The sequence below is a fragment of the Stutzerimonas kunmingensis genome (genome assembly GCF_032106285.1).
Classification (GTDB): Bacteria; Pseudomonadota; Gammaproteobacteria; order Pseudomonadales; family Pseudomonadaceae; genus Stutzerimonas; species Stutzerimonas kunmingensis_B.
In genome coordinates, this window is the sequence record NZ_DAMCPO010000004.1 from 110,399 (window position 1) to 128,818 (window position 18,420).

Annotated in this window: 18 protein-coding genes; 6 read left to right on the forward strand and 12 right to left on the reverse strand. The window is 60.7% G+C overall.

What is annotated here, in order from left to right:
* Nucleotides 1–74: 74 nt before the first annotated feature.
* The 4 genes from minD to RT582_RS04770 all read left to right on the forward strand — a co-directional run bounded on the left by minD (nucleotide 75) and on the right by RT582_RS04770 (nucleotide 3,244).
* On the forward strand, nucleotides 75–890 hold the full coding sequence (minD, locus tag RT582_RS04755) for a septum site-determining protein MinD (protein ID WP_003301265.1): 816 nt from the start codon (nucleotides 75–77) through the stop codon (nucleotides 888–890).
* On the forward strand, nucleotides 887–1,144 hold the full coding sequence (gene minE, locus RT582_RS04760; protein ID WP_003301267.1) for a cell division topological specificity factor MinE: 258 nt from the start codon (nucleotides 887–889) through the stop codon (nucleotides 1,142–1,144). Before minD ends, minE begins: the two co-directional genes overlap by 4 nt.
* A gap of 61 nt (nucleotides 1,145–1,205) precedes the next feature.
* On the forward strand, nucleotides 1,206–1,841 hold the full coding sequence (locus RT582_RS04765) for an RluA family pseudouridine synthase (RefSeq protein ID WP_044314585.1): 636 nt from the start codon (nucleotides 1,206–1,208) through the stop codon (nucleotides 1,839–1,841).
* Nucleotides 1,842–1,954: 113 nt separating this feature from the next.
* A complete protein-coding gene (locus tag RT582_RS04770; protein ID WP_278401614.1) occupies nucleotides 1,955–3,244 on the forward strand; it encodes a M18 family aminopeptidase in 1,290 nt (429 codons plus the stop codon).
* A gap of 91 nt (nucleotides 3,245–3,335) precedes the next feature.
* Here the strand turns inward: RT582_RS04770 and RT582_RS04775 are convergent, their stop codons facing one another.
* Nucleotides 3,336–4,298 carry an NAD(P)H-quinone oxidoreductase gene (locus RT582_RS04775; protein WP_014819785.1) on the reverse strand — a complete coding sequence of 321 codons (963 nt, stop codon included), beginning with the start codon at nucleotides 4,296–4,298 and terminating at the stop codon, nucleotides 3,336–3,338.
* A 174-nt stretch (nucleotides 4,299–4,472) separates the two neighbouring features.
* Here RT582_RS04775 and RT582_RS04780 point away from each other — a divergent pair, with 174 nt between their 5' ends.
* Nucleotides 4,473–6,557 (forward strand): carboxy terminal-processing peptidase, encoded by a 2,085-nt coding sequence (locus tag RT582_RS04780; RefSeq protein ID WP_003301272.1) that lies wholly within the window; start codon nucleotides 4,473–4,475, stop codon nucleotides 6,555–6,557.
* 99 nt (nucleotides 6,558–6,656) lie between these two features.
* Nucleotides 6,657–8,453 (forward strand): bifunctional diguanylate cyclase/phosphodiesterase, encoded by a 1,797-nt coding sequence (locus RT582_RS04785; RefSeq protein ID WP_313476763.1) that lies wholly within the window; start codon nucleotides 6,657–6,659, stop codon nucleotides 8,451–8,453.
* On the opposite strand, the gene RT582_RS04790 is transcribed toward RT582_RS04785, so the two are convergent.
* The 11 genes from RT582_RS04790 to flgG form a co-directional block, all read right to left on the reverse strand.
* Nucleotides 8,420–8,887, reverse strand: a complete 468-nt coding sequence (locus tag RT582_RS04790) for a sel1 repeat family protein (RefSeq protein WP_003301275.1) — start codon at nucleotides 8,885–8,887, stop codon at nucleotides 8,420–8,422. The two genes, RT582_RS04785 and RT582_RS04790, sit on opposite strands and share 34 nt — an antisense overlap.
* Nucleotides 8,887–9,255 carry a hypothetical protein gene (locus RT582_RS04795; protein ID WP_003301276.1) on the reverse strand — a complete coding sequence of 123 codons (369 nt, stop codon included), beginning with the start codon at nucleotides 9,253–9,255 and terminating at the stop codon, nucleotides 8,887–8,889. Before RT582_RS04795 ends, RT582_RS04790 begins: the two co-directional genes overlap by 1 nt.
* On the reverse strand, nucleotides 9,252–9,581 hold the full coding sequence (locus RT582_RS04800; RefSeq protein ID WP_014819782.1) for a helix-turn-helix transcriptional regulator: 330 nt from the start codon (nucleotides 9,579–9,581) through the stop codon (nucleotides 9,252–9,254). Before RT582_RS04800 ends, RT582_RS04795 begins: the two co-directional genes overlap by 4 nt.
* A 157-nt stretch (nucleotides 9,582–9,738) precedes the next feature.
* Nucleotides 9,739–10,188, reverse strand: coding sequence for a YkvA family protein (locus tag RT582_RS04805; RefSeq protein WP_003301280.1), 450 nt, complete (start codon nucleotides 10,186–10,188; stop codon nucleotides 9,739–9,741).
* A gap of 386 nt (nucleotides 10,189–10,574) precedes the next feature.
* Nucleotides 10,575–10,886 carry a ComEA family DNA-binding protein gene (locus RT582_RS04810; protein ID WP_313476765.1) on the reverse strand — a complete coding sequence of 104 codons (312 nt, stop codon included), beginning with the start codon at nucleotides 10,884–10,886 and terminating at the stop codon, nucleotides 10,575–10,577.
* Between the two features lie 122 nt (nucleotides 10,887–11,008).
* Nucleotides 11,009–12,511 carry a flagellar hook-associated protein FlgL gene (gene flgL / locus RT582_RS04815; protein ID WP_313476767.1) on the reverse strand — a complete coding sequence of 501 codons (1,503 nt, stop codon included), beginning with the start codon at nucleotides 12,509–12,511 and terminating at the stop codon, nucleotides 11,009–11,011.
* A gap of 11 nt (nucleotides 12,512–12,522) precedes the next feature.
* The gene (gene flgK / locus RT582_RS04820) at nucleotides 12,523–14,538 is read right to left on the reverse strand and encodes a flagellar hook-associated protein FlgK (RefSeq protein WP_313476769.1); all 2,016 of its coding nucleotides are present in this window, start codon (nucleotides 14,536–14,538) and stop codon (nucleotides 12,523–12,525) included.
* A gap of 3 nt (nucleotides 14,539–14,541) precedes the next feature.
* Nucleotides 14,542–15,714 carry a flagellar assembly peptidoglycan hydrolase FlgJ gene (gene flgJ, locus RT582_RS04825; RefSeq protein ID WP_179484558.1) on the reverse strand — a complete coding sequence of 391 codons (1,173 nt, stop codon included), beginning with the start codon at nucleotides 15,712–15,714 and terminating at the stop codon, nucleotides 14,542–14,544.
* A gap of 10 nt (nucleotides 15,715–15,724) precedes the next feature.
* Nucleotides 15,725–16,825 carry a flagellar basal body P-ring protein FlgI gene (locus tag RT582_RS04830; protein WP_023445470.1) on the reverse strand — a complete coding sequence of 367 codons (1,101 nt, stop codon included), beginning with the start codon at nucleotides 16,823–16,825 and terminating at the stop codon, nucleotides 15,725–15,727.
* A 14-nt stretch (nucleotides 16,826–16,839) separates the two neighbouring features.
* Complete coding sequence (gene flgH / locus RT582_RS04835; RefSeq protein WP_023445471.1) at nucleotides 16,840–17,535, reverse strand: flagellar basal body L-ring protein FlgH; 696 nt, start codon at nucleotides 17,533–17,535, stop codon at nucleotides 16,840–16,842.
* An 84-nt stretch (nucleotides 17,536–17,619) separates the two neighbouring features.
* A complete protein-coding gene (flgG, locus tag RT582_RS04840) occupies nucleotides 17,620–18,405 on the reverse strand; it encodes a flagellar basal-body rod protein FlgG (RefSeq protein WP_090519056.1) in 786 nt (261 codons plus the stop codon).
* Nucleotides 18,406–18,420 lie beyond the last annotated feature (15 nt).

An 18,420-nucleotide genomic window follows, 5' to 3' on the forward strand; every position in this document is an offset into this window, starting at 1 on the left:
AGGACCAAACGGGCAATCCTGACGCTGAAATCGGCGAAAGGTCCCGATTTTTTAAATATTTAGGGTGAATCACCTTGGCCAAGATCATCGTAGTCACTTCCGGCAAAGGTGGCGTTGGTAAAACCACCACCAGCGCCGCCATCGGTACCGGCCTCGCTCTGCGCGGCCACAAGACTGTCATCGTCGACTTCGACGTCGGTCTGCGGAACCTCGACTTGATCATGGGCTGCGAACGCCGGGTGGTTTACGACTTCGTCAACGTAATCAATGGCGACGCAACCCTGACCCAGGCCCTGATCAAGGACAAGCGTCTCGAGAACCTCTACGTGCTGGCCGCCAGCCAGACACGCGACAAGGACGCGCTGACCCAGGAAGGCGTTGGCAAGGTCATCGACGAGCTGGGCAAGAATTTCGAATACGTCATCTGCGACTCCCCGGCCGGTATCGAGAAGGGCGCGCACCTGGCGATGTACTTCGCCGACGAAGCCATCGTCGTCACCAACCCGGAAGTCTCTTCGGTTCGCGACTCCGACCGCATGCTCGGCCTGCTGGCGAGCAAGTCGCGTCGCGCCGAGAACGGCGAAGAACCGATCCGGGAGCATCTGCTGCTGACCCGCTACAACCCCGAGCGTGTCACCAAGGGCGAAATGCTCGGCGTCGAAGACGTCGAGGAAATCCTCTCCATCCGCCTGCTGGGCGTGATCCCCGAGTCGCAGGCTGTACTCAAGGCTTCCAACCAGGGTATCCCGGTGATTCTCGACGACCAGAGCGACGCCGGCCAGGCGTACAGCGACGCCGTGGACCGTCTGCTCGGCAAGGAAGTCGCGCACCGCTTCCTCGACGTCAAGAAGCCGGGCTTCCTGCAACGACTTTTCGGAGGCCGCGAATGAACCTTTTCGACTTCTTCCGTGAACGCAAGAAGAAGGAAACCCCAGCCGCGATCGCCAAGGAGCGTCTGCAGATCATCGTCGCCCACGAGCGTGGCCAGCGCACCGAGCCGGACTACCTGCCGGCCCTGCAGAAAGAGCTGGTCGAGGTGATCCGCAAGTACGTCAACATCGACAGCGATCAGGTCCAGGTTGCACTCGAGGACCAGGGCAGCTGCTCGATTCTCGAACTCAATATCACCCTGCCGGATCGCTGAGCGAAACCGGCGTACAGAAGCGGCGGCCCACGGGTCGCCGTCTTCGTTTGTGGAAAAGCGAATGCCTCTAAGCGCTATCGAGATCGTCCATCAGGACGCCGCCCTGCTGGTCATCAACAAGCCGACCCTGCTGCTGTCCGTACCGGGCCGCGCCGAAGACAACCGTGACTGCCTGGTGACCCGCCTGCAGGAAAACGGCTATCCCGAAGCGCGCATCGTGCATCGCCTGGACTGGGAAACCTCCGGACTAATCGTGCTCGCCCGCGACGCTGATACGCACCGTGAGCTGTCCCGTCAGTTCCATGATCGTGAAACGGAAAAGGCCTATACCGCGCTGTGCTGGGGCCAGCCCGAACAGGACAGCGGCAGCATTGACCTGCCGCTGCGCTACGATCCGCCGACCAAGCCGCGCCACGTCGTCGACCACGAGCTGGGCAAGCACGCACTGACCTTCTGGCGCGTGCTTGAACGCTGCGGCGACTACAGCCGCGTCGAGCTGACCCCCATCACCGGCCGCTCCCACCAGTTGCGAGTCCATATGCTGTCGATCGGGCATCCGCTGCTCGGCGATCGCCTGTATGCCCACGAGCAAGCCCTGCAAGCCCATGAGCGCCTGTGTCTGCACGCCAGTATGCTCACCCTGACCCACCCGCAAACCGGCGAGCGCCTACGCTTCGAGTGCCCGGCACCGTTCTGATGACGACAAGCACGTGCCATCGCGCGCACTTACTAGATGCAGGCGGTTCCGGTGCGCTTATTACCAGGTGTCGAATGCTATAGACTTCGTGACCTTGCAGTCCGGAGTCCGAAATGCGCAAAGCTCTCAACCAAGGCCTGATCGAATATCTGCAGGCGTCCCCTACCCCGTTCCATGCCACCCAGAATCTCGCCCAGGCGCTACAGGCCGCCGGCTACCGTGCGCTGGACGAGCGCGACGTCTGGCATACCGAGGCGGGCGGGCGTTATTACGTCACCCGCAACGACTCGGCCATCATCGCCTTCCAGCTGGGCAGCAAGGCGCTCGTCGAACACGGCCTGCGCTTGGTTGGCGCCCATACCGACAGCCCGTGCCTGCGGGTCAAGCCGCAGCCCGAGCTGCAGCGCCAGGGCTTCTGGCAGCTGGGTGTCGAGGTGTATGGCGGCGCCCTGCTCGCTCCTTGGTTCGACCGCGATCTGTCGCTGGCCGGCCGTGTCACCTATAGCCGTGATGGCCGCATCGAAAGCCAGCTGATCGACTTCAAGGTTCCGATCGCGACGATTCCGAACCTGGCGATCCACCTCAATCGGGAAGCCAATCAGGGCTGGGCCATCAACGCGCAGAACGAGCTACCGCCGATTCTGGCCCAGATCGCCAGCCAGGAAAGCCCGGACTTCCGCGCACTGCTCGCCGATCAACTTGGCCGTGAACATGGGCTGGTCGCCGACGTGGTGCTGGACTTCGAACTGAGCTTCTACGACACCCAGAGCGCGGCGGTCATCGGCTTGCACAGTGACTTCATCGCCGGCGCGCGTCTGGACAATCTGCTTTCGTGCTTTGCGGGCTTGCAGGCCTTGCTGAACGCCGAACCCGAGCACACCTGCGTGCTGGTCTGCACCGATCACGAGGAAGTCGGCTCGACCTCGCTGTGCGGCGCGGATGGCCCGTTCCTGGAGCAGGTCTTGCGTCGCGTGCTGCCGGATGAGGACGACTTCCAGCGCGCCATCAGCCATTCTCTGCTGATTTCCGCCGACAATGCCCACGCGGTGCACCCGAACTACGCCGACAAGCACGACGGCAATCACGGGCCGAAGCTCAACGCTGGTCCAGTGATCAAGGTGAACAACAACCAGCGCTACGCCACCAGCAGCGAAACTGCCGGCTTCTTCCGCCATCTCTGCCTGGAAAACGAAGTGCCGGTGCAGAGTTTCGTCACCCGCAGCGACATGGGTTGCGGCTCCACGATCGGCCCGATCACGGCCAGTCAGCTGGGTGTGCGTACCGTCGACATCGGCCTGCCGACCTTCGCCATGCACTCGATCCGCGAGCTTGCGGGTAGCCAGGACCTGGCGCATCTGGTCAAGGTACTGACCGCGTTCTACGCCAGCAGCCAGTTGCCTTGAACCGCACCGGGCAGGTCTGCAGCACTGCAAACCTGCTCGATCCATCAAGGCAAAGCGAAATCTGGCTCCGTCCACATCAGGACGATGCGGATCAGGAAAGCGCGCTATCGATCACCAGGGCCACCTTGCCGGACACGGTGTTGCTGGCCAGCGTTTCGAATGCAGCCTCCACATCACCGATGGCAAAGGTTCGCTCCAGACGCGGCGAAAGCTTGCCCTGGGTGAACAGCGGCCAGACCTTCTCTTCCATTTCCGCCAGCAGCCCGGCCTTGTAATCGGCGTCGCGGCTGCGCAGGGTCGAGCCGATCAACTGGATGCGCTTGGCCAGCAAACCAGCCAGATCCATCTCGGCCTTGCGTCCGCCCATCAAGCCGATCATCACCCAACGCCCATCCATCGCCAGCAGCTGCATGTTCAATGCGGCGTACTTGGCACCGACCGGGTCGAGGATCATGTCGAACGGACCAAAATCGCGTAGCGCTTCGAGCGAGTCACCACGCAGCACACCACCCTGAGCACCGAGCGACTCACAGTAGGCCAGCCGCTCGGCCGAGCCGACACTGACCCAGCAGGGATTGCCGAAAGCCTTGCACAACTGGATCGCCGCCGAGCCAACACCACTGGCGCCAGCGTGCAGCAGCACCTTGTCGCCGGCCAGTAAAGCACCCAGACGATAGAGATTGAGCCAGGCCGTGGCATATACCTCCGGGATCACCGCAGCTTCATGCAGCGACATGCCCTCGGGAACCGGCAGCGCATGACGGGCATCGACCACCACCTCCTCGGCCATGCCACCACCAGCCAGCAGCGTGCACACGCGATCACCCACCTTCCAGCGGCTGCGCCCACTGACCTCGGCGACCACCCCTGCGCATTCCAGCCCCAGGATGTCGGTGACACCTGCCGGCGGCGGGTAGTGTCCGCCTCGCTGCAGCAGGTCCGCACGGTTCAGCCCGGCAGCAGCCACACGGATACGGATTTCGCCATCGCCGCACGCCGGAGCCGGTCGCTCGGCCCACTCCAGATGCCCCTCGATACCTTGCAATGCCTTCATGCTGCCTCCATAGTGGTTCCTATCTATGCCCACCCAACTGATCGCTCGCTGGCCTTCTTTGACCACCTCAACCATCGGGCTTGTGCTTTCCACCGCCGGACGGAAAACCGAACCGGCGCCTACTTTAGATGGCCTAATATGCGTTATTCCCTAGCCTTACGTCGCCCCCAAGCCATGAAACGTACGCTGACCTGCACCGTTCTCGCCGTCCTTTTCGGCCTTCACGCTTCCCTGGCGATGGCCAAAGCCGTCAGCACGCCGGAGAACTGGGACTACCTGCAACCCGATCGTGACCAGGTCATAGCCAGCCTGAACGTCGTCGAACTGCTCAAGCGCCATCACTACAACAAGCCGCCGCTGAACGACGCGCGTTCGGCAAAGATCTTCGACAGCTACATCCAGATGCTCGATCCCTCGCGCAGCTATTTCCTGGCATCCGACCTCGAAGAGTTCGGCAAGTGGCGCAACCAGTTCGACGACTTCCTCAAGGGCGGCAATCTCGAACCCGGTTTCATCATCTACTCCCGTCATCTCGAGCGCTTGCAGAACCGGTTGAACTACGCCCTGAGCCTGCTCGACAAGGGCGTCGACAGCTTCGACTTCAGCGTCGACGAGGAGCTGCTGGTCGACCGTGAGAAGGCCGCCTGGGCCAAGGACACCGCAGAGCTGGATGACCTGTGGCGCAAGCGGGTAAAGGACGAGGTATTGCGTCTGAAGATCGCCGGCAAGGAGCCGAAGGCCATCGAGGAATTGCTGACCAAACGCTACAAGAATCAGCTATCGCGCCTGAACCAGACCCGTGGCGAGGACGTTTTCCAGACCTACATCAACGCCTTCGCGCAGACCTACGATCCGCACACCCAATACCTGTCGCCGGACAGCGCGGAGAATTTCGACATCAACATGAGCCTGTCGCTCGAGGGCATCGGCGCGGTGCTGCAGAGTGACAACGAGCACGTGAAGATCGTACGCCTGGTGCCGGCCGGCCCAGCGGAGAAGAGCAAGCAGCTGGCGCCAGCGGACAAGATTGTCGGCGTCGGCCAGGCTAACGATGAGATGGTCGACGTCATCGGCTGGCGTCTGGATGAGGTGGTCAAACTCATCCGCGGCCCGAAGGGTTCGGTCGTGCGCCTGGAAGTCATCCCGGCGAGCAATGCGCCGAATGACCAGAGCAGCAAGGTCGTCGCCATTACCCGCGAAGCAGTGAAGCTCGAGGAGCAGGCAGCGAAGAAGTCGGTGCTGAACCTGGAACACCAGGGGCAGAACTTCAAGCTCGGCGTGATCGAAATTCCGGCGTTCTACCTCGACTTCAAGGCACTGCGCGCCGGGGACCAGAACTACAAGAGCACCACGCGTGACGTTAAAAAGCTGCTCTCCGAACTGGAAGCAGAGAAAGTGGACGGCGTGGTCATCGACCTGCGCAACAACGGCGGCGGCTCACTGCAAGAGGCCACCGAGCTCACCGGCCTATTCATCGATCAGGGTCCGACTGTGCTGGTACGCAACAGCGATGGCCGCGTAGACGTGCTTGCCGATGAACAGACCGGCGCGCTGTACAAGGGGCCGCTGGCCGTCCTCGTCAACCGTCTTTCGGCATCGGCCTCGGAGATCTTCGCCGGCGCGATGCAGGACTACCACCGGGCCTTAATCCTCGGTGGCCAGACCTTCGGCAAGGGCACCGTGCAGACGATCCAGCCTCTCAACCATGGTGAGCTGAAACTGACCCTGGCCAAGTTTTACCGCGTATCCGGGCAGAGCACTCAACATCAGGGTGTGATTCCCGACATCAGCTACCCTGCCGATGTCGACACCAAGGAAATCGGTGAGAGTGCGCTGCCGGAAGCGCTGCCTTGGGACAGCATCCGCGCGGCGATCAATCCGGACATGAACCCGTTCAAGCCTTTCCTCGCCGAGCTGAAGGCACGCCACGAAGCACGCACCGGCGAGAACCCGGACTTCGTCTTCACCCGCGATCGTCTGGCGCTTGCCCAGGAGCTGATGCACGAAACCACCGTCAGCCTCAATGAAGAAAAGCGGCGTGCACAACAGGCCGATATCGAGAAGCGTCAGCTGGCCTTGGAGAATGCATTGCGCCTGGCCAAAGGTGAGGAGCCACTGGCAAAGCTGGAGAAGGAAGACGAAAACACGCCTCACGCGGAAGCGGACAAACCAAAGCCGGAGGATGATGCCTACCTCTCCGAGAGCGGGCGCATTCTGCTCGATTACCTCGGTCTCAGCTCGGCGATGGCCAAGCACTGAATCGAGTGGAACGCCGCGATGTCATCAAATTGACATCACGACATCGTGAAATGAAAGGGCCGCGTTTCGGCCCTTTTCTTTTCACACCCAGAGACCTCCATGACAGTCACCGAGCAGTTGAGCACGCTGGGACATATCCTTGCTCACGGCGACATCACCACCCTGTTCCAACCCATTGTCTCGCTTTCGGAGCGACGCATTCTCGGTTATGAAGCACTCAGCCGTGGACCATCCAACGGCCCGCTGCACTCCCCGATCAATTTGCTCGCCACAGCACGCCACGCCGGCCGGCTCAACGAACTGGAGATGACCTGCCGCGAAACAGCGTGCCGGCGTTACAGCCAGGGGGCGCTACGCGGCAAGCTCTTTCTCAACGCCTCACCGGAAACGCTACTTGACGCGACCCACAAGCCCGGGCGCACGCTCGAGCTGCTGCACACATATGGCATTTCCGCGGACAACGTGGTCATCGAGCTGACCGAGCAGGCACCGGCCGACGATCTCGAGCTGCTGGACAAGGCGCTTCATCACTATCGCTCGATGGGCTTCAGCATAGCGCTCGACGACCTTGGTGCCGGATATTCGAGTTTGCGCCTGTGGTCCGAGCTGCGACCCGACTATGTGAAGATCGACCGCTATTTCATCGACGGCATCCATCTCGACCCCGTGAAGCGCGAGTTCGTCGAATCCATCCTGAAGATCGCCCGCGCATCGCGTGCCCACGTCATCGCCGAAGGTATCGAACTGCGCGAGGAACTGGCGGTGCTGGCCGGCATGGGTATCGATCTGGTGCAGGGCTATCTGCTTGGACGTCCGCTGGAGTTGCCTGCCCAGGACATCGACGAGGTCCTGCCACCCCCGGAGGCCCAGCAGGCGGTCCTGGGCGAGGAGTCCGGCAACCTGTCCGGACTGCTTATCCGACAACCCGCCATGTCCGCAGAACGTCCGGTCGCTGAAATGCTCGAGGCGTTTCGACTGCAGCCGGCCCTGAACTCGATCGCAGTTTTGGACGTTGACGCCAGGCCGGTCGGCATACTTCACCGCAATCTCATTTCCGACGCGCTGCTCAAGCCCTACGCCACCGATCTGCTGGCACGCAAACCGCTTAGCCGCCTGATGAGCACGGATTTCCTCGCTGTCGAGCTCGACCAGTCGTTGCAACAGGTCAGCCGCTTGCTCACCAGCCGGGCGCGCCAAAGAATCGAGGAAGACTTCGTCATCACACAGGCAGGTCAATACCTCGGTCTGGGCCGCGTCATCGATGTTCTGAGGTTGATAACCGAACTGAAGATTCAGCAGGCGCGCCACGCCAATCCCCTGACACTGTTGCCGGGCAACGTACCTATCCACCAGTGCCTGACCCGCCTGCTGCTACAGCGACGTAGGGCGATGGTCTGTTACGTCGACATCGACAACTTCAAACCTTTCAACGATCTGTATGGCTACGCCAAAGGCGATGAAGTGCTGCTGTGCCTGGCCCAATGTCTGAACGACCGGGTCGACCCACAGATGGATTTCGTCGGCCATATTGGCGGGGATGATTTCATGCTGGTGCTGAGCGGTCACGACTGGGAGCAGCGCATTGCCGACTTGCACAGCGCCTTCGCGCTTCGCAGCAGCGCCTTCTACCAGCCAGAACACTTCGCGGCCGGCTGCTTTATTTCCACCAGCCGTGACGGGCGTAAACAGCGCTATGCCCTGCTGTCACTCTCGATCGGGATCGTCAGCGTGCGCCCGGAGCACACTGACCGCCTGGATGCAGGCAGGCTCGCCGCCCTTGCTTCGGAGGCCAAGCGCTTTGCCAAACAGGTGAACGGCCCGAGCTTCCACCTGATCGATGCAGGGCAGCCAACGCAGGATGCCTACAACCCCAGTTGCTCCGCCTTCGCCTTGTAACGATCTGCCTGCTGGGGGTCTGCGGCCAGGCCGTGGCCGCCGGCACGATACAGTTGCTCGAGGCGAACCGCCGCCAGTGGATGCCCTGCCTCGGCCGCTTGGGACCACCAGCGCGCCGCCTCACTGCCATCCGGGCCGTGGGAGGCATCTTCGCTGAGGCTGATGACGCCCATCTGATATGCCGCTTTCACATCTCCCGCCTTGGCCGCCAGCCTTAGAAGGCGAACGCCTTCCAGCTTGGCACCATAGCCGCGCCCGCGGAAATACAGGATATGACCGTAGAAACTCTGCGCCGACACGTCGCCCAGCGCCGCCATCCGCGCGAATTGCCCTTCCATCCAACGCCAGATCTTCGGCTGCTGAACCGCGTAGTGCGACGTCATCAATTTGCGGGCAGTTAAATAACCGAGCCTTGCACGCAGCCTGCCCAGCATCAGAGTTCCTCCGAATAAACGAACTCGAAAACGCGCGCCACTTCTCCCGCATGCCAGGATGCAGCGGCGGCACCGTCCGCCGGCCCCGAGAAGCGTCCCAACCGCGCAGCACACTCGAAAAAGCCCGTGCGGGGCAAACGACTAGCACCCTGACTGATGACCAGTGCGCTGCGCAACGGGCGCTCCGAGCGGGCGTCCAGCGCAGCGAGGTGCTCCAGCGCGGCGGTAAGGGTTCGCATGGCGGGTGTGGGCAACTGGAGCCGCTCGACCAGCGCACGGTAGGTCACCAGATGCCTCTGCCGGCGAGCGGCATCCAGTTCGGCAAGCAGCGCCTGCCAGTGGTGCCGGCTGATGGATACTGACGTCAAGCGTCGCCCTCCCAGCCGGCAATTTCCAACGCACGTGCCAGTGCTCGACGAATCGCAGCATCGGGTTCGCGCTCTCCCGCCTCGATCAGCCCCAGGTAGGCTGGACTGATCCCCACAGCGCGCGCCAACGCCTCTTGTGAAAGCCCCTTGGCCTCACGCAGAGCGCTCAGCTCGACCAGGGATGGACGTGACTGAGCGCCACTGGGTGCGACATCAGTGGCAACGGCCGATTTGACACCGACCGCATTCAAAAGCGCCTGGTACTCGTCCCACGGCAGTACGGCGTATTCCGGCGAGCCGTCACGCATGATGACCTGTACATTCATCCGTATTTTCCCCAGGCGTCTTCGATCAGATGCGGAATCTTAACAGCCCTTGCCGCTCCTTGAAGCTACCAACCTGCCGCATGCGTTAGTGAATCGGGATAGAGACCGCAAATGCTCATCCGGCACCGACAAACGGCGGCTACACACGCCGCTGCTATCAGCTCGGCTGGCCGCCGGCCTTCGGTTCGTCCAACGCAGGCAAGCGTTGAAGCGATGCCTGCCGATCCGCAGTCTGGGCCTGCCTCCAGACCTTGAACGCCTCCAACTCACCAGACCACTTGCGCATTACCCAGCCCAGCACAGCCAGATCGTCGACGAACCCAAGACCAGGCAGCCAATCCGGGATGGCGTCGATTGGCGACAGGAAGTAGAGCAAGCCGGCCACCACAGCTATCAATGCATTAGGACTGATGGCCCGGTACTCGCCACGCCACCAAGCTACGCAAAGCGCCTGTAAAAGTGCCAGATCTTCTCGCAATCCTTTGAACAGCCCTCTTTTCGAAGAGGATTTGCGGGCCACCGCAAAGAGTAACGCGGGGATCTTTCCGCGTTTGATCAGACGCTGCGCGAGCGGAAAATATCGGATGAAATTCCAGGGAGCCTTCATCTGGGTTGCCTCCAGCCTGCGTCATCCCTGACCTCGTGAATGTTATCCACCGAAGCTGTGGATAACCTTGTGAACAGTTTATGGATGGTTGCCGCTAAGGCCCTGTTTACGGGGCCGCCCAACAGATCGGTGTTTTTTTATCCAGCCGCTTAAGGCCTTAAGAATCAATAGGTTACGTTCATGCTGAAATTGTATTGAAACATGCCTGTAGGACACGCCGCGATCTATTCCGAATGTGCATAACCACGGATTGTCAATGCCTTTACAAGCACTTTGACTGACGACGACAGAGGGCGTTCGAACTTCCGGGGGCTAGGAATTGAGGGAAGAGCATCCACGTGAGAATCAAAAAAGAGGTCGATCATTGCGATCGACCTCCCAAAACCTTACTGAATGCTGAGCTGCCCACGAATCTTGTCGAGGGTCGCCGAGCCGATGCCTTTTACCTCGAGCAGCTCATCTACCGAGCTGAACGGGCCATGCTCTTCCCGATAAGCGATGATTGCTTTTGCCTTGGTTTCACCGATGCCTCTCAGCTCACGGGAAAGCGTCTCAGCATCGGCAGCATTGAGGTTCACTGGGGCCTGGGCGACAGCCACAGCTGTCGGGGCAGGTTGTGCCTGAGTGGCGGCATAGCCACCGAAAGAAAAGCCGGAGAGTACGGCGAATGCCGCAGCGGCAAGAATAGCTTTACGCATAATCACGTCCTTATGAAAACCAAAGTATTCGTTCGCGGGACTTCCTGCTCCGCGTCAGCCAATCTAGTCGCCTGCCAGCTGATGTCAAAAACGAGGTTGCATATTTGCGAACCTCGTCAAGCTCAGCGCATGGCGTTGAACAGATTCAGGCCGCTGATCTTTACATAGCTCTGCTGCGTAGCCTCAAGGATGACGGTCTGGAACGACAGCCGGGACAGCGCCTCTGCGTAGTCCAGCTCACGCAGCTCGGCCTGGACCGATTTGTTAACCAGAGCCACGTCCTCGTTGTCGGTCTGCGTTGTTTCGATCACGTTCAGACGCGCGCCGATGTTGCCGCGAGCGGCGTCGACGCTGATCATGCCGTGGTCCAGGTTGGTCAGACTCACCGCCACTGAGTCGCGGATGTCGGCGTTGCTGGAGGACGGGTCCTCCAGCGTCATGCGCAGGTTGGCGATGGTTTCCAGGATGCCCTGTTTCTGCTGTGGCTCGCCGGTGAGACTGACAGTAAAAGAATCACCCGCTACAGGCGGGGCGTTCAGGGTAAGTTGGATAGACACTCCATCCTTAGTGATTGGCATGGTCTCAGGGTATTCCAGCACTCCGCTCCAATCACCAAACTCACCGTCATCGAAACTGAAGCTGACCTGCTTACCCGCTTCACCGCTACCCGCGACACCCGCAATCTTGCCAGCCGGTTCCGTTGCCACGGAACTGACTACGGCACCGTTCCTATTGGGCACCAGAATCTGCACCCTATCGCCGACGCTCGGAGTCCCATCGAGCTGAATTTCGATCCCACGGAAAACGAGCTTGTCACTCTTTTCGGCATTCGAATCCATTCGCCCTTGCGCCAACGGTTCCTCGATTTCCGGAGGCGATACCGCTACCCGGGGCAGAGCATATATGGCATAGGCCCCATCTTCCGCAAATTCCAGCTCGATCCCAGTGGGGGGAAATTCTGCCGCGAAGGCAGTTTCATCGCCGACCAGCGGTGCCGATACCTGCAATGACGAGGGATTCGCTGAATCAGCCGGAAGGAATGCACTGTTCAAGCGACCAGCATTCGTTACATTCTCGAATATCGATTTGCCGTTATCGCTGATCGGAAGATTGAGCGAACTGGCGATCTGCAGCTTTCGCTGGCCTTCGTCGCCCTGGTAGCTGTAGCTGCCGTCGGCGGCGCGCACGAAGGGCTGCGTCTTGCCCTGGAAGCCAGAGAACAGGTACTCGCCGCGGGCGTTGCGGGTGTTCATCAACGACAGCAGCTCGTCTTCGCGCTCAGTCAGCTCGGCCGCGATCGACTTCCGGTCTTCCGCACTCAGGCCGCCATTGCCCGCCTGTACAGCAAGCTCACGTACCCGCTGAAGTACGGTATTGACTGAATTGAGCGTGACCTCCTCCTGAGTGAGGCTGTTCTTCGCCGCGGTCAGGTTGGCGTTGTACTGACTCAGCACGTTCTGCTGCTGGTCCAGTTGGAGCAGACGCACCGACGCAACCGGGTCGTCGGCTGGCGTAAGGATGCGATTGCCGGTACTGATCTGCTCCTGAGTGCGGGTCGCATTGGCGTAGTTGCGCTGCAGTCCGGCGACGCCGTTATTGAATGCTTGCAGGGTGGAAATGCGCATAAGGCGACCTATTACCTGAAGGAACTGATCAATGTATCGAACAAGGAGCGGGCAACTTGAATGATCTGGGCCGAAGCGTTGTAGTACTGCTCGAACTTGATCAGGTTGGCGGCTTCCTCGTCCAGGTTCACCGCCGAGAGTGAATCGCGGTTGTCCGTGGCCTGTTTAAGAATCGAGCCCGTTGCTTCGCTATCCATCCGCGCCTGTGCCGTCAACGTTCCGACGCGCTCGACCAGTTCGCCGTAGCCATCGGTGAAGCTGAAGCCAGAACCGGCGACATTGGCGCTCACACCAACAGTTTGCTTGGTTTGCAGGTCGACTAGTTTCAAGGCATTGCGATTGTCAGAAACGCCGCTCTGGTTGAAGTTGAACGAAAAAGTGTCGTTCGCCGCAGGCCTGCCGCTTACAGTGAACTCGAAAATGTACTGCTGCTGATTGGGTGCAGTACCCGTGGTCAGTGTCAGGTTCAGCGTATTAGTCTGCCCGGCCGTTATGCTTGCAGGCGAAAGGGTTAATCCTGCAGGGGGCGGAGTAGGGAGCGTCAGTCCATTACCGTCATAAGTTAGCGTCAGCTCCTCAAATGCCGTCGATAGCGCAGCCGCGTCGATGGGCGACGGTCCAGATAACAGGTCGGGCTGGCCTATCATGCCTGTTCCGCTGTTCTGCAGCGTGCTCTGGGCGCGTACCGGGGCGGCAAAGGCCAGTTGATCGGCCTGATCCAGCGTCGCCTTGATGTCAGCCGCACCACGACGAGTCGGCTGCAAACTGAACTTGTCGCCTACAGCGGGGGCTGGGTTACCAAGAAGGACCTGGAAGCCCTGATCGACTCCATTCTTGTCAGCTATCGACAGCGTACCGGTTGGGTTCTCCGTTACGTTCATCAGCTGGTTGTCGCTCAGTCGCCGGAGTTTTGGACCGCTCGCGTCGTACTCCATCAGATAATCACTGGTGGTGAGCACGCTGGTGTCGGTGATGTTCAGCACTGGCTGCGCGTTGCTGTTCCCGGCAAATGCATTGACGCGCAACTTCGCCAGCGCCGGCTCGTTGTAGTTACCGAAAAGTGCCGAACCGACCTGTCCTTTCAGATCCAGCCCCTGTCCCAGCTGCGTATTGACCTGATCACTGACGGCCAGCGAAAGGCGCCCTAGGGAGTTCATGGTCGAATCCAGCACTTCCTCGCGATAGCGAATCAGCCCGCCGAGTTTGCCGCCGGTAATCTGCGAGGTGATGCCCTGCCGCGAGCCACCGCTGATGAACTGCACTTCATGACGGTTCGGGTCGCCCTGCCCTGGGACGACCTCCAGCTTGGCTACCGTACTGCCCACGACCAGCGGCTGGCCGCTGCCGATGAATACGTTGAAGCTGCTGTCATCCTGAGGAACAACCGTCACGCCGATGTAGCCCGATAACTGCCGAACAGCCTCGTCACGGGCGTCGAGCAGATCGTTCGGCTGCTTGCCGTTGGCCGCGGCGATGGCAATAGCCTCGTTGAGGCTACCGATGCTGCCTGCCAGACGATTCACCTGATCGGTGACAGCGGACATCTGCTTGTTGGTGAAGCTGTTCTGCTCGGAAAGTCGGTCGTATACGGTATTGAAACGCCGCGCCAATCCCTCAGCCTCCGCCAGCACCAGCTGACGCGCCGGGATATTCGCCGGGTCCTCGGCAGCTGTCTGCAAGGCCGAGAAGAACTTTTGCAGCGAAGGCGTGATACCGGTGGTGGTGCCAGCCAGCAATGAATCGAGCTGATCGATCTGGCTTTTGTAAGCCTCGACATCACTGTTCAACGATGTACTGCTACGCAGCTGGCTGGTGAGAAATTCGCTGTAGGAGCGACGCACGTCTACCAGCGAGGTACCCGATCCAATGTAACCGGCACCGCTGAACTGCGGCGAGCGTGTCGCCTGGCTCGCATCCTGGCGGCTATAGCCAGGCGTGTTGACGTTCGTGATGTTGTGTCCGGTGATGGAAAGTTGGGTTTTGCTGGCAGACAGGCCGGAAAGGCCAATGCTCAATAGGTCAGCCATGATTTAGCCTCTGGTCCGCATGGCGGGCACCGAATTCGCGTCGGCAACGGTCTGGTAAGTCTGCATCTTGCGGGCGATCTGGCTGATCTTGCGCGCGTATTGTGGGTCGGTGGCGTAGCCGGCTTTCTGCAGCTCCTTGACGAAGCGTTCCGAATCGCCGGTATTGCTCGCCACCTGAATGGCGGTCCGATAACGGTCGTTGTTTTCCAGCAGGCTGACGAAGTCGTCGAAGCTCTGCTCGAACGAATCGTAGGCGCGGAAGCCCGCTCTCTCGCGGGTTGCCGTACCGTTGACGTACTCGGTGGTCATCACGGTAGCCGACTCCCCTTTCCACCCGGTCGCCTTGATGCCGAACAGGTTGTGGCTGTTACTGCCGTCCTTCTGACGGATCATGGATTTACCCCAGCCGGTCTCCAGCGCAGCTTGTGCGACCAGGAAACGCGGCTCGATGCCCAGGCGTTCGGCCGCTTTCTCTGCCATGGGCAGCATGGTGGCGATGAACTCTTCGGACGAATTGAACCGCGTCTTGCTCGGCGCGTTGGGCGCACTTTTCTCGACACCATTGACGACCAACGGCTTGTCCTTGGGGGGCACGAACGCCGTGGCGGGTTTCCAATCGAGGTCGACCAGAGGCTGTGCACCTTCTGCGGCAGCTTTCTGCGCAGTCGCCGATACATCTGCCACTTGCCGCTCGATCGCCCGGCCTGGTAACGCAAGACGACGCTGATTCAGCAACCGGGAATCATCTCGTGCGGACTCGACGGCAGCGGCCGGCTTGCTCGGCCATGCGGCGCCTTCGGTCTGCGCAACCTGGGCAAAGGGATTGTTGCGTGTCGCGGTTTCGGTCTGCTTGCTCAACTGGCGCACCAGTACGTCCGCCAGCCCGATGCCACCGCCTTCCTTCGAAAGACTGACAGACAGCTGCTGGTCATACATATCCTGGTACTGCTTGCTGGCCTGACTGTTCAGCGGGTTGTCCTTGGCCAGCACTTCGGTTGCCGAACGCATCGACTTGAGCATTTCGTTGAGAAACAACGACTCGAACTCCTGCGCAACCTTGCGCACGTTCTCCTCACCGTCCCGATCCTTGCCAACTTTGAGCTGGCTGAGACGATTGAGGTCGTTGTAGCTGCCGCTGTCGAGGCCGCGCGCTCCGCTTCCGAGACGATTTTCCATATCCCTGCCCTTAGATCACGATCAGGTCGGCTTGCAGAGCGCCAGCCTGCTTCAGTGCTTCAAGAATTGCCATCAGGTCGCTGGGCGCAGCGCCCACCTGGTTCACCGCCCGGACGATCTCATCCAGCGTGGTACCCGGGCCGAACTTGAACATCGGCTTGGCTTCCTGATCGGCTTTTACCTTGCTGTTGGGCACGACGACAGTCTGACCATCCGAGAAGGGCTCCGGCTGGCTCACCTGTGGATCTTCGCTGATGGTGACGGTCAGGCTGCCGTGGGTAACGGCGGCAGGTTGCACCCGCACGTTCTGGCCGATCACGATCGTCCCGGTACGCGAATTGATGATGACCTTGGCCACGGCCTGGCCAACCTCTACTTCGAGATTTTCCAGAATCGACAGGTAGTCCACGCGCTGACTCGGATCCAGCGGCGCGGTCACGCTGATCGAGCCGCCGTCGAGCGCCTGCGCTACACCCGGGCCGAGCAGGTCGTTGATCTGATCGACGATGTTCTTGGCCGTGGTGAAGTCCGGACGGTTGAGATTCAGCGTCAGTGTATTGCCCTGATTGAAGCCGCTCGGCACCGGCCGTTCGACCGTCGCGCCACCCGGGATCCGGCCAGCCGACGGCGAATTGACGGTGATCCGCGAGCCATCGGCGCCACCGGCATCGAAGCCTCCTACCACTAGGTTGCCCTGGGCGATGGCGTAGACGTTGCCGTCGATACCCTTCAGCGGCGCCATCAACAGGCTGCCGCCACGCAGGCTCTTGGCGTTACCGATAGACGAGACGGTGATGTCGATGGTCTGTCCCGGCTTGGCAAAGGGTGGCAGTTCGGCATGAATCGACACCGCCGCGACGTTCTTCAGCTGAATGTTGCCACCGGCCGGCACCTTGATGCCGAACTGGGCCAGCATGTTGTTGAAGGTCTGCACGGTGAACGGCGTCTGGGTGGTCTGGTCACCGCTACCGTTCAAGCCGACAACCAGACCGTAGCCGATCAGCTGGTTACTACGAACACCATGGATGGTCGCGACATCCTTCAGACGCTCGGCCTGTGCGCCAGCACAGAGCGTGAGCAAACCCGCGAGCAGAAGCAGTTTTTTCCACATGACATCAGCTCCGGTCAGAAGGGCCACATCGGGCTCATGAAGAATCGGTCTAGCCAGCCAGGCTGGCTCGCATCGGCAAAGGCGCCGGTGCCCGAATAGGTAATGCGTGCATCGGCAATGCGGGTAGACGGGACCGTGTTGTCGGTAGAGATATCGTCTGCGCGAACCAGGCCCGCAATGCGCACCAGTTCGTCGCCGGTATTGAGCGTCATCCACTTCTCGCCGCGCACGGCGAGGATGCCGTTGGGCAGCACTTCGGAGACGGTCACGGTGATCGAACCGGACAGGCTGTTGCTCTGTCCGGCCTGTCCAGAACCGGAAGTATCTCGTGACGCGTCGTACTCGGCGCCCAGACTCATCGAGTTGCCGGTCAACGGATTGGCCATCGAGACGGCTCCGCCGAACAGCGAGCCAAGCCCGATGTTGGCGCTGCTGTCCTTCGAAAGCTGCGACGAGGCGTTCTTGCTGGCCTGAGTACGCTCATTGAGCGTGATGGTGATGATGTCGCCGACCCGATGGGCCTTGCGGTCATCGTAGAGATTGGTCTCGAAGCCTGCCTGATAGATTGCGCCGTTGTTCTGCGCCGCCGGCAACGGCGTGCGCGGCAGCACCGGTGCGTAGTACGGATCGTTCGGTTTCGGCGCAGGGGCAACACATCCGGCCAGCGCCAGGGCGGACGACATCGACACAACGATCAGCAAACGGCTCATAAACACCTCAAGCCATGACAGGCCATCGAAACTACTGCGAGCAGCACAAGGCGTGCGTGCCCGTATACAACGGCGAACGCGCGATCAGAGCTGCTGCGTGACGAACGACAGCATCTGGTCGGCGGTGGATATGACCTTGGAATTCATCTCGTAGGCACGCTGGGTGGTGATCATGTTCACCAGTTCCTCAACGACGCTGACGTTGGAGTTTTCCAAGGTGTTCTGCAGCACCGTACCCAAACCGTTGAGGCCCGGCGTACTCACCTGCGGCGCACCACTGGCGGCAGTTTCCAGGAACAGGTTGCTGCCCATCGCCTGAAGACCTGCCGGGTTGATGAAGTCGGCCGTCTGCAGGTTGCCGATGATCTGCGGCTGCGGATTGCCCACGGTGGTCACCGAGACAGTGCCGTCCTCGCCCACGGTGAAAGTCTGAGTTTCCGGCGGTACCACGATGGCCGGCTCCAGCGCATAACCGTTGGAAGTCACCAGCTGGCCGTCCGAACTAAGGTGGAAGCTACCGTCACGGGTGTAGGAAACCGTGCCATCGGGCAGCAGTACTTGGAAAAAACCGCGTCCGTTGATGGCCATGTCCAGCGGCTGCTCAGTGGTTTGCAGGCTGCCGGTGGTAAAGATTTTTTGCGTGCCGGTGACGCGCACACCGGTACCCAGCTGCAGGCCGGAGGGCAATTCGCTGTCCTGGCTGGACTGACCGCCTGGTTGCCGACGAATCTGATAGAGCAGATCCTGAAACTCGGCGCGGTCCTTCTTGAAGCCGGTGGTGGACACGTTGGCCAGGTTGTTGGAAATGGTGGTCAGGTTCATGTCCTGGGCGGACAGTCCGGTCTTGCTGACCCAAAGTGCTGGAAGCATGAGCTTTCTCCTCGT

Coding starts and splice junctions, on each gene's coding strand:
- flgG (WP_090519056.1), bottom strand. CDS start 18,405: ATGCTTCCAGCACTTTGGGTCAGCAAGACCGGACTGTCCGCCCAGGAC.
- RT582_RS04805 (WP_003301280.1), bottom strand. CDS start 10,188: ATGAAGGCTCCCTGGAATTTCATCCGATATTTTCCGCTCGCGCAGCGT.
- flgK (WP_313476769.1), bottom strand. CDS start 14,538: ATGGCTGACCTATTGAGCATTGGCCTTTCCGGCCTGTCTGCCAGCAAA.
- minE (WP_003301267.1), top strand. CDS start 887: ATGAACCTTTTCGACTTCTTCCGTGAACGCAAGAAGAAGGAAACCCCA.
- flgJ (WP_179484558.1), bottom strand. CDS start 15,714: ATGGAAAATCGTCTCGGAAGCGGAGCGCGCGGCCTCGACAGCGGCAGC.
- RT582_RS04770 (WP_278401614.1), top strand. CDS start 1,955: ATGCGCAAAGCTCTCAACCAAGGCCTGATCGAATATCTGCAGGCGTCC.
- RT582_RS04830 (WP_023445470.1), bottom strand. CDS start 16,825: ATGTGGAAAAAACTGCTTCTGCTCGCGGGTTTGCTCACGCTCTGTGCT.
- flgH (WP_023445471.1), bottom strand. CDS start 17,535: ATGAGCCGTTTGCTGATCGTTGTGTCGATGTCGTCCGCCCTGGCGCTG.
- RT582_RS04785 (WP_313476763.1), top strand. CDS start 6,657: ATGACAGTCACCGAGCAGTTGAGCACGCTGGGACATATCCTTGCTCAC.
- flgL (WP_313476767.1), bottom strand. CDS start 12,511: ATGCGCATTTCCACCCTGCAAGCATTCAATAACGGCGTCGCCGGACTG.
- RT582_RS04790 (WP_003301275.1), bottom strand. CDS start 8,887: ATGCTGGGCAGGCTGCGTGCAAGGCTCGGTTATTTAACTGCCCGCAAA.
- RT582_RS04765 (WP_044314585.1), top strand. CDS start 1,206: ATGCCTCTAAGCGCTATCGAGATCGTCCATCAGGACGCCGCCCTGCTG.
- RT582_RS04780 (WP_003301272.1), top strand. CDS start 4,473: ATGAAACGTACGCTGACCTGCACCGTTCTCGCCGTCCTTTTCGGCCTT.
- RT582_RS04800 (WP_014819782.1), bottom strand. CDS start 9,581: ATGAATGTACAGGTCATCATGCGTGACGGCTCGCCGGAATACGCCGTA.
- RT582_RS04775 (WP_014819785.1), bottom strand. CDS start 4,298: ATGAAGGCATTGCAAGGTATCGAGGGGCATCTGGAGTGGGCCGAGCGA.
- RT582_RS04810 (WP_313476765.1), bottom strand. CDS start 10,886: ATGCGTAAAGCTATTCTTGCCGCTGCGGCATTCGCCGTACTCTCCGGC.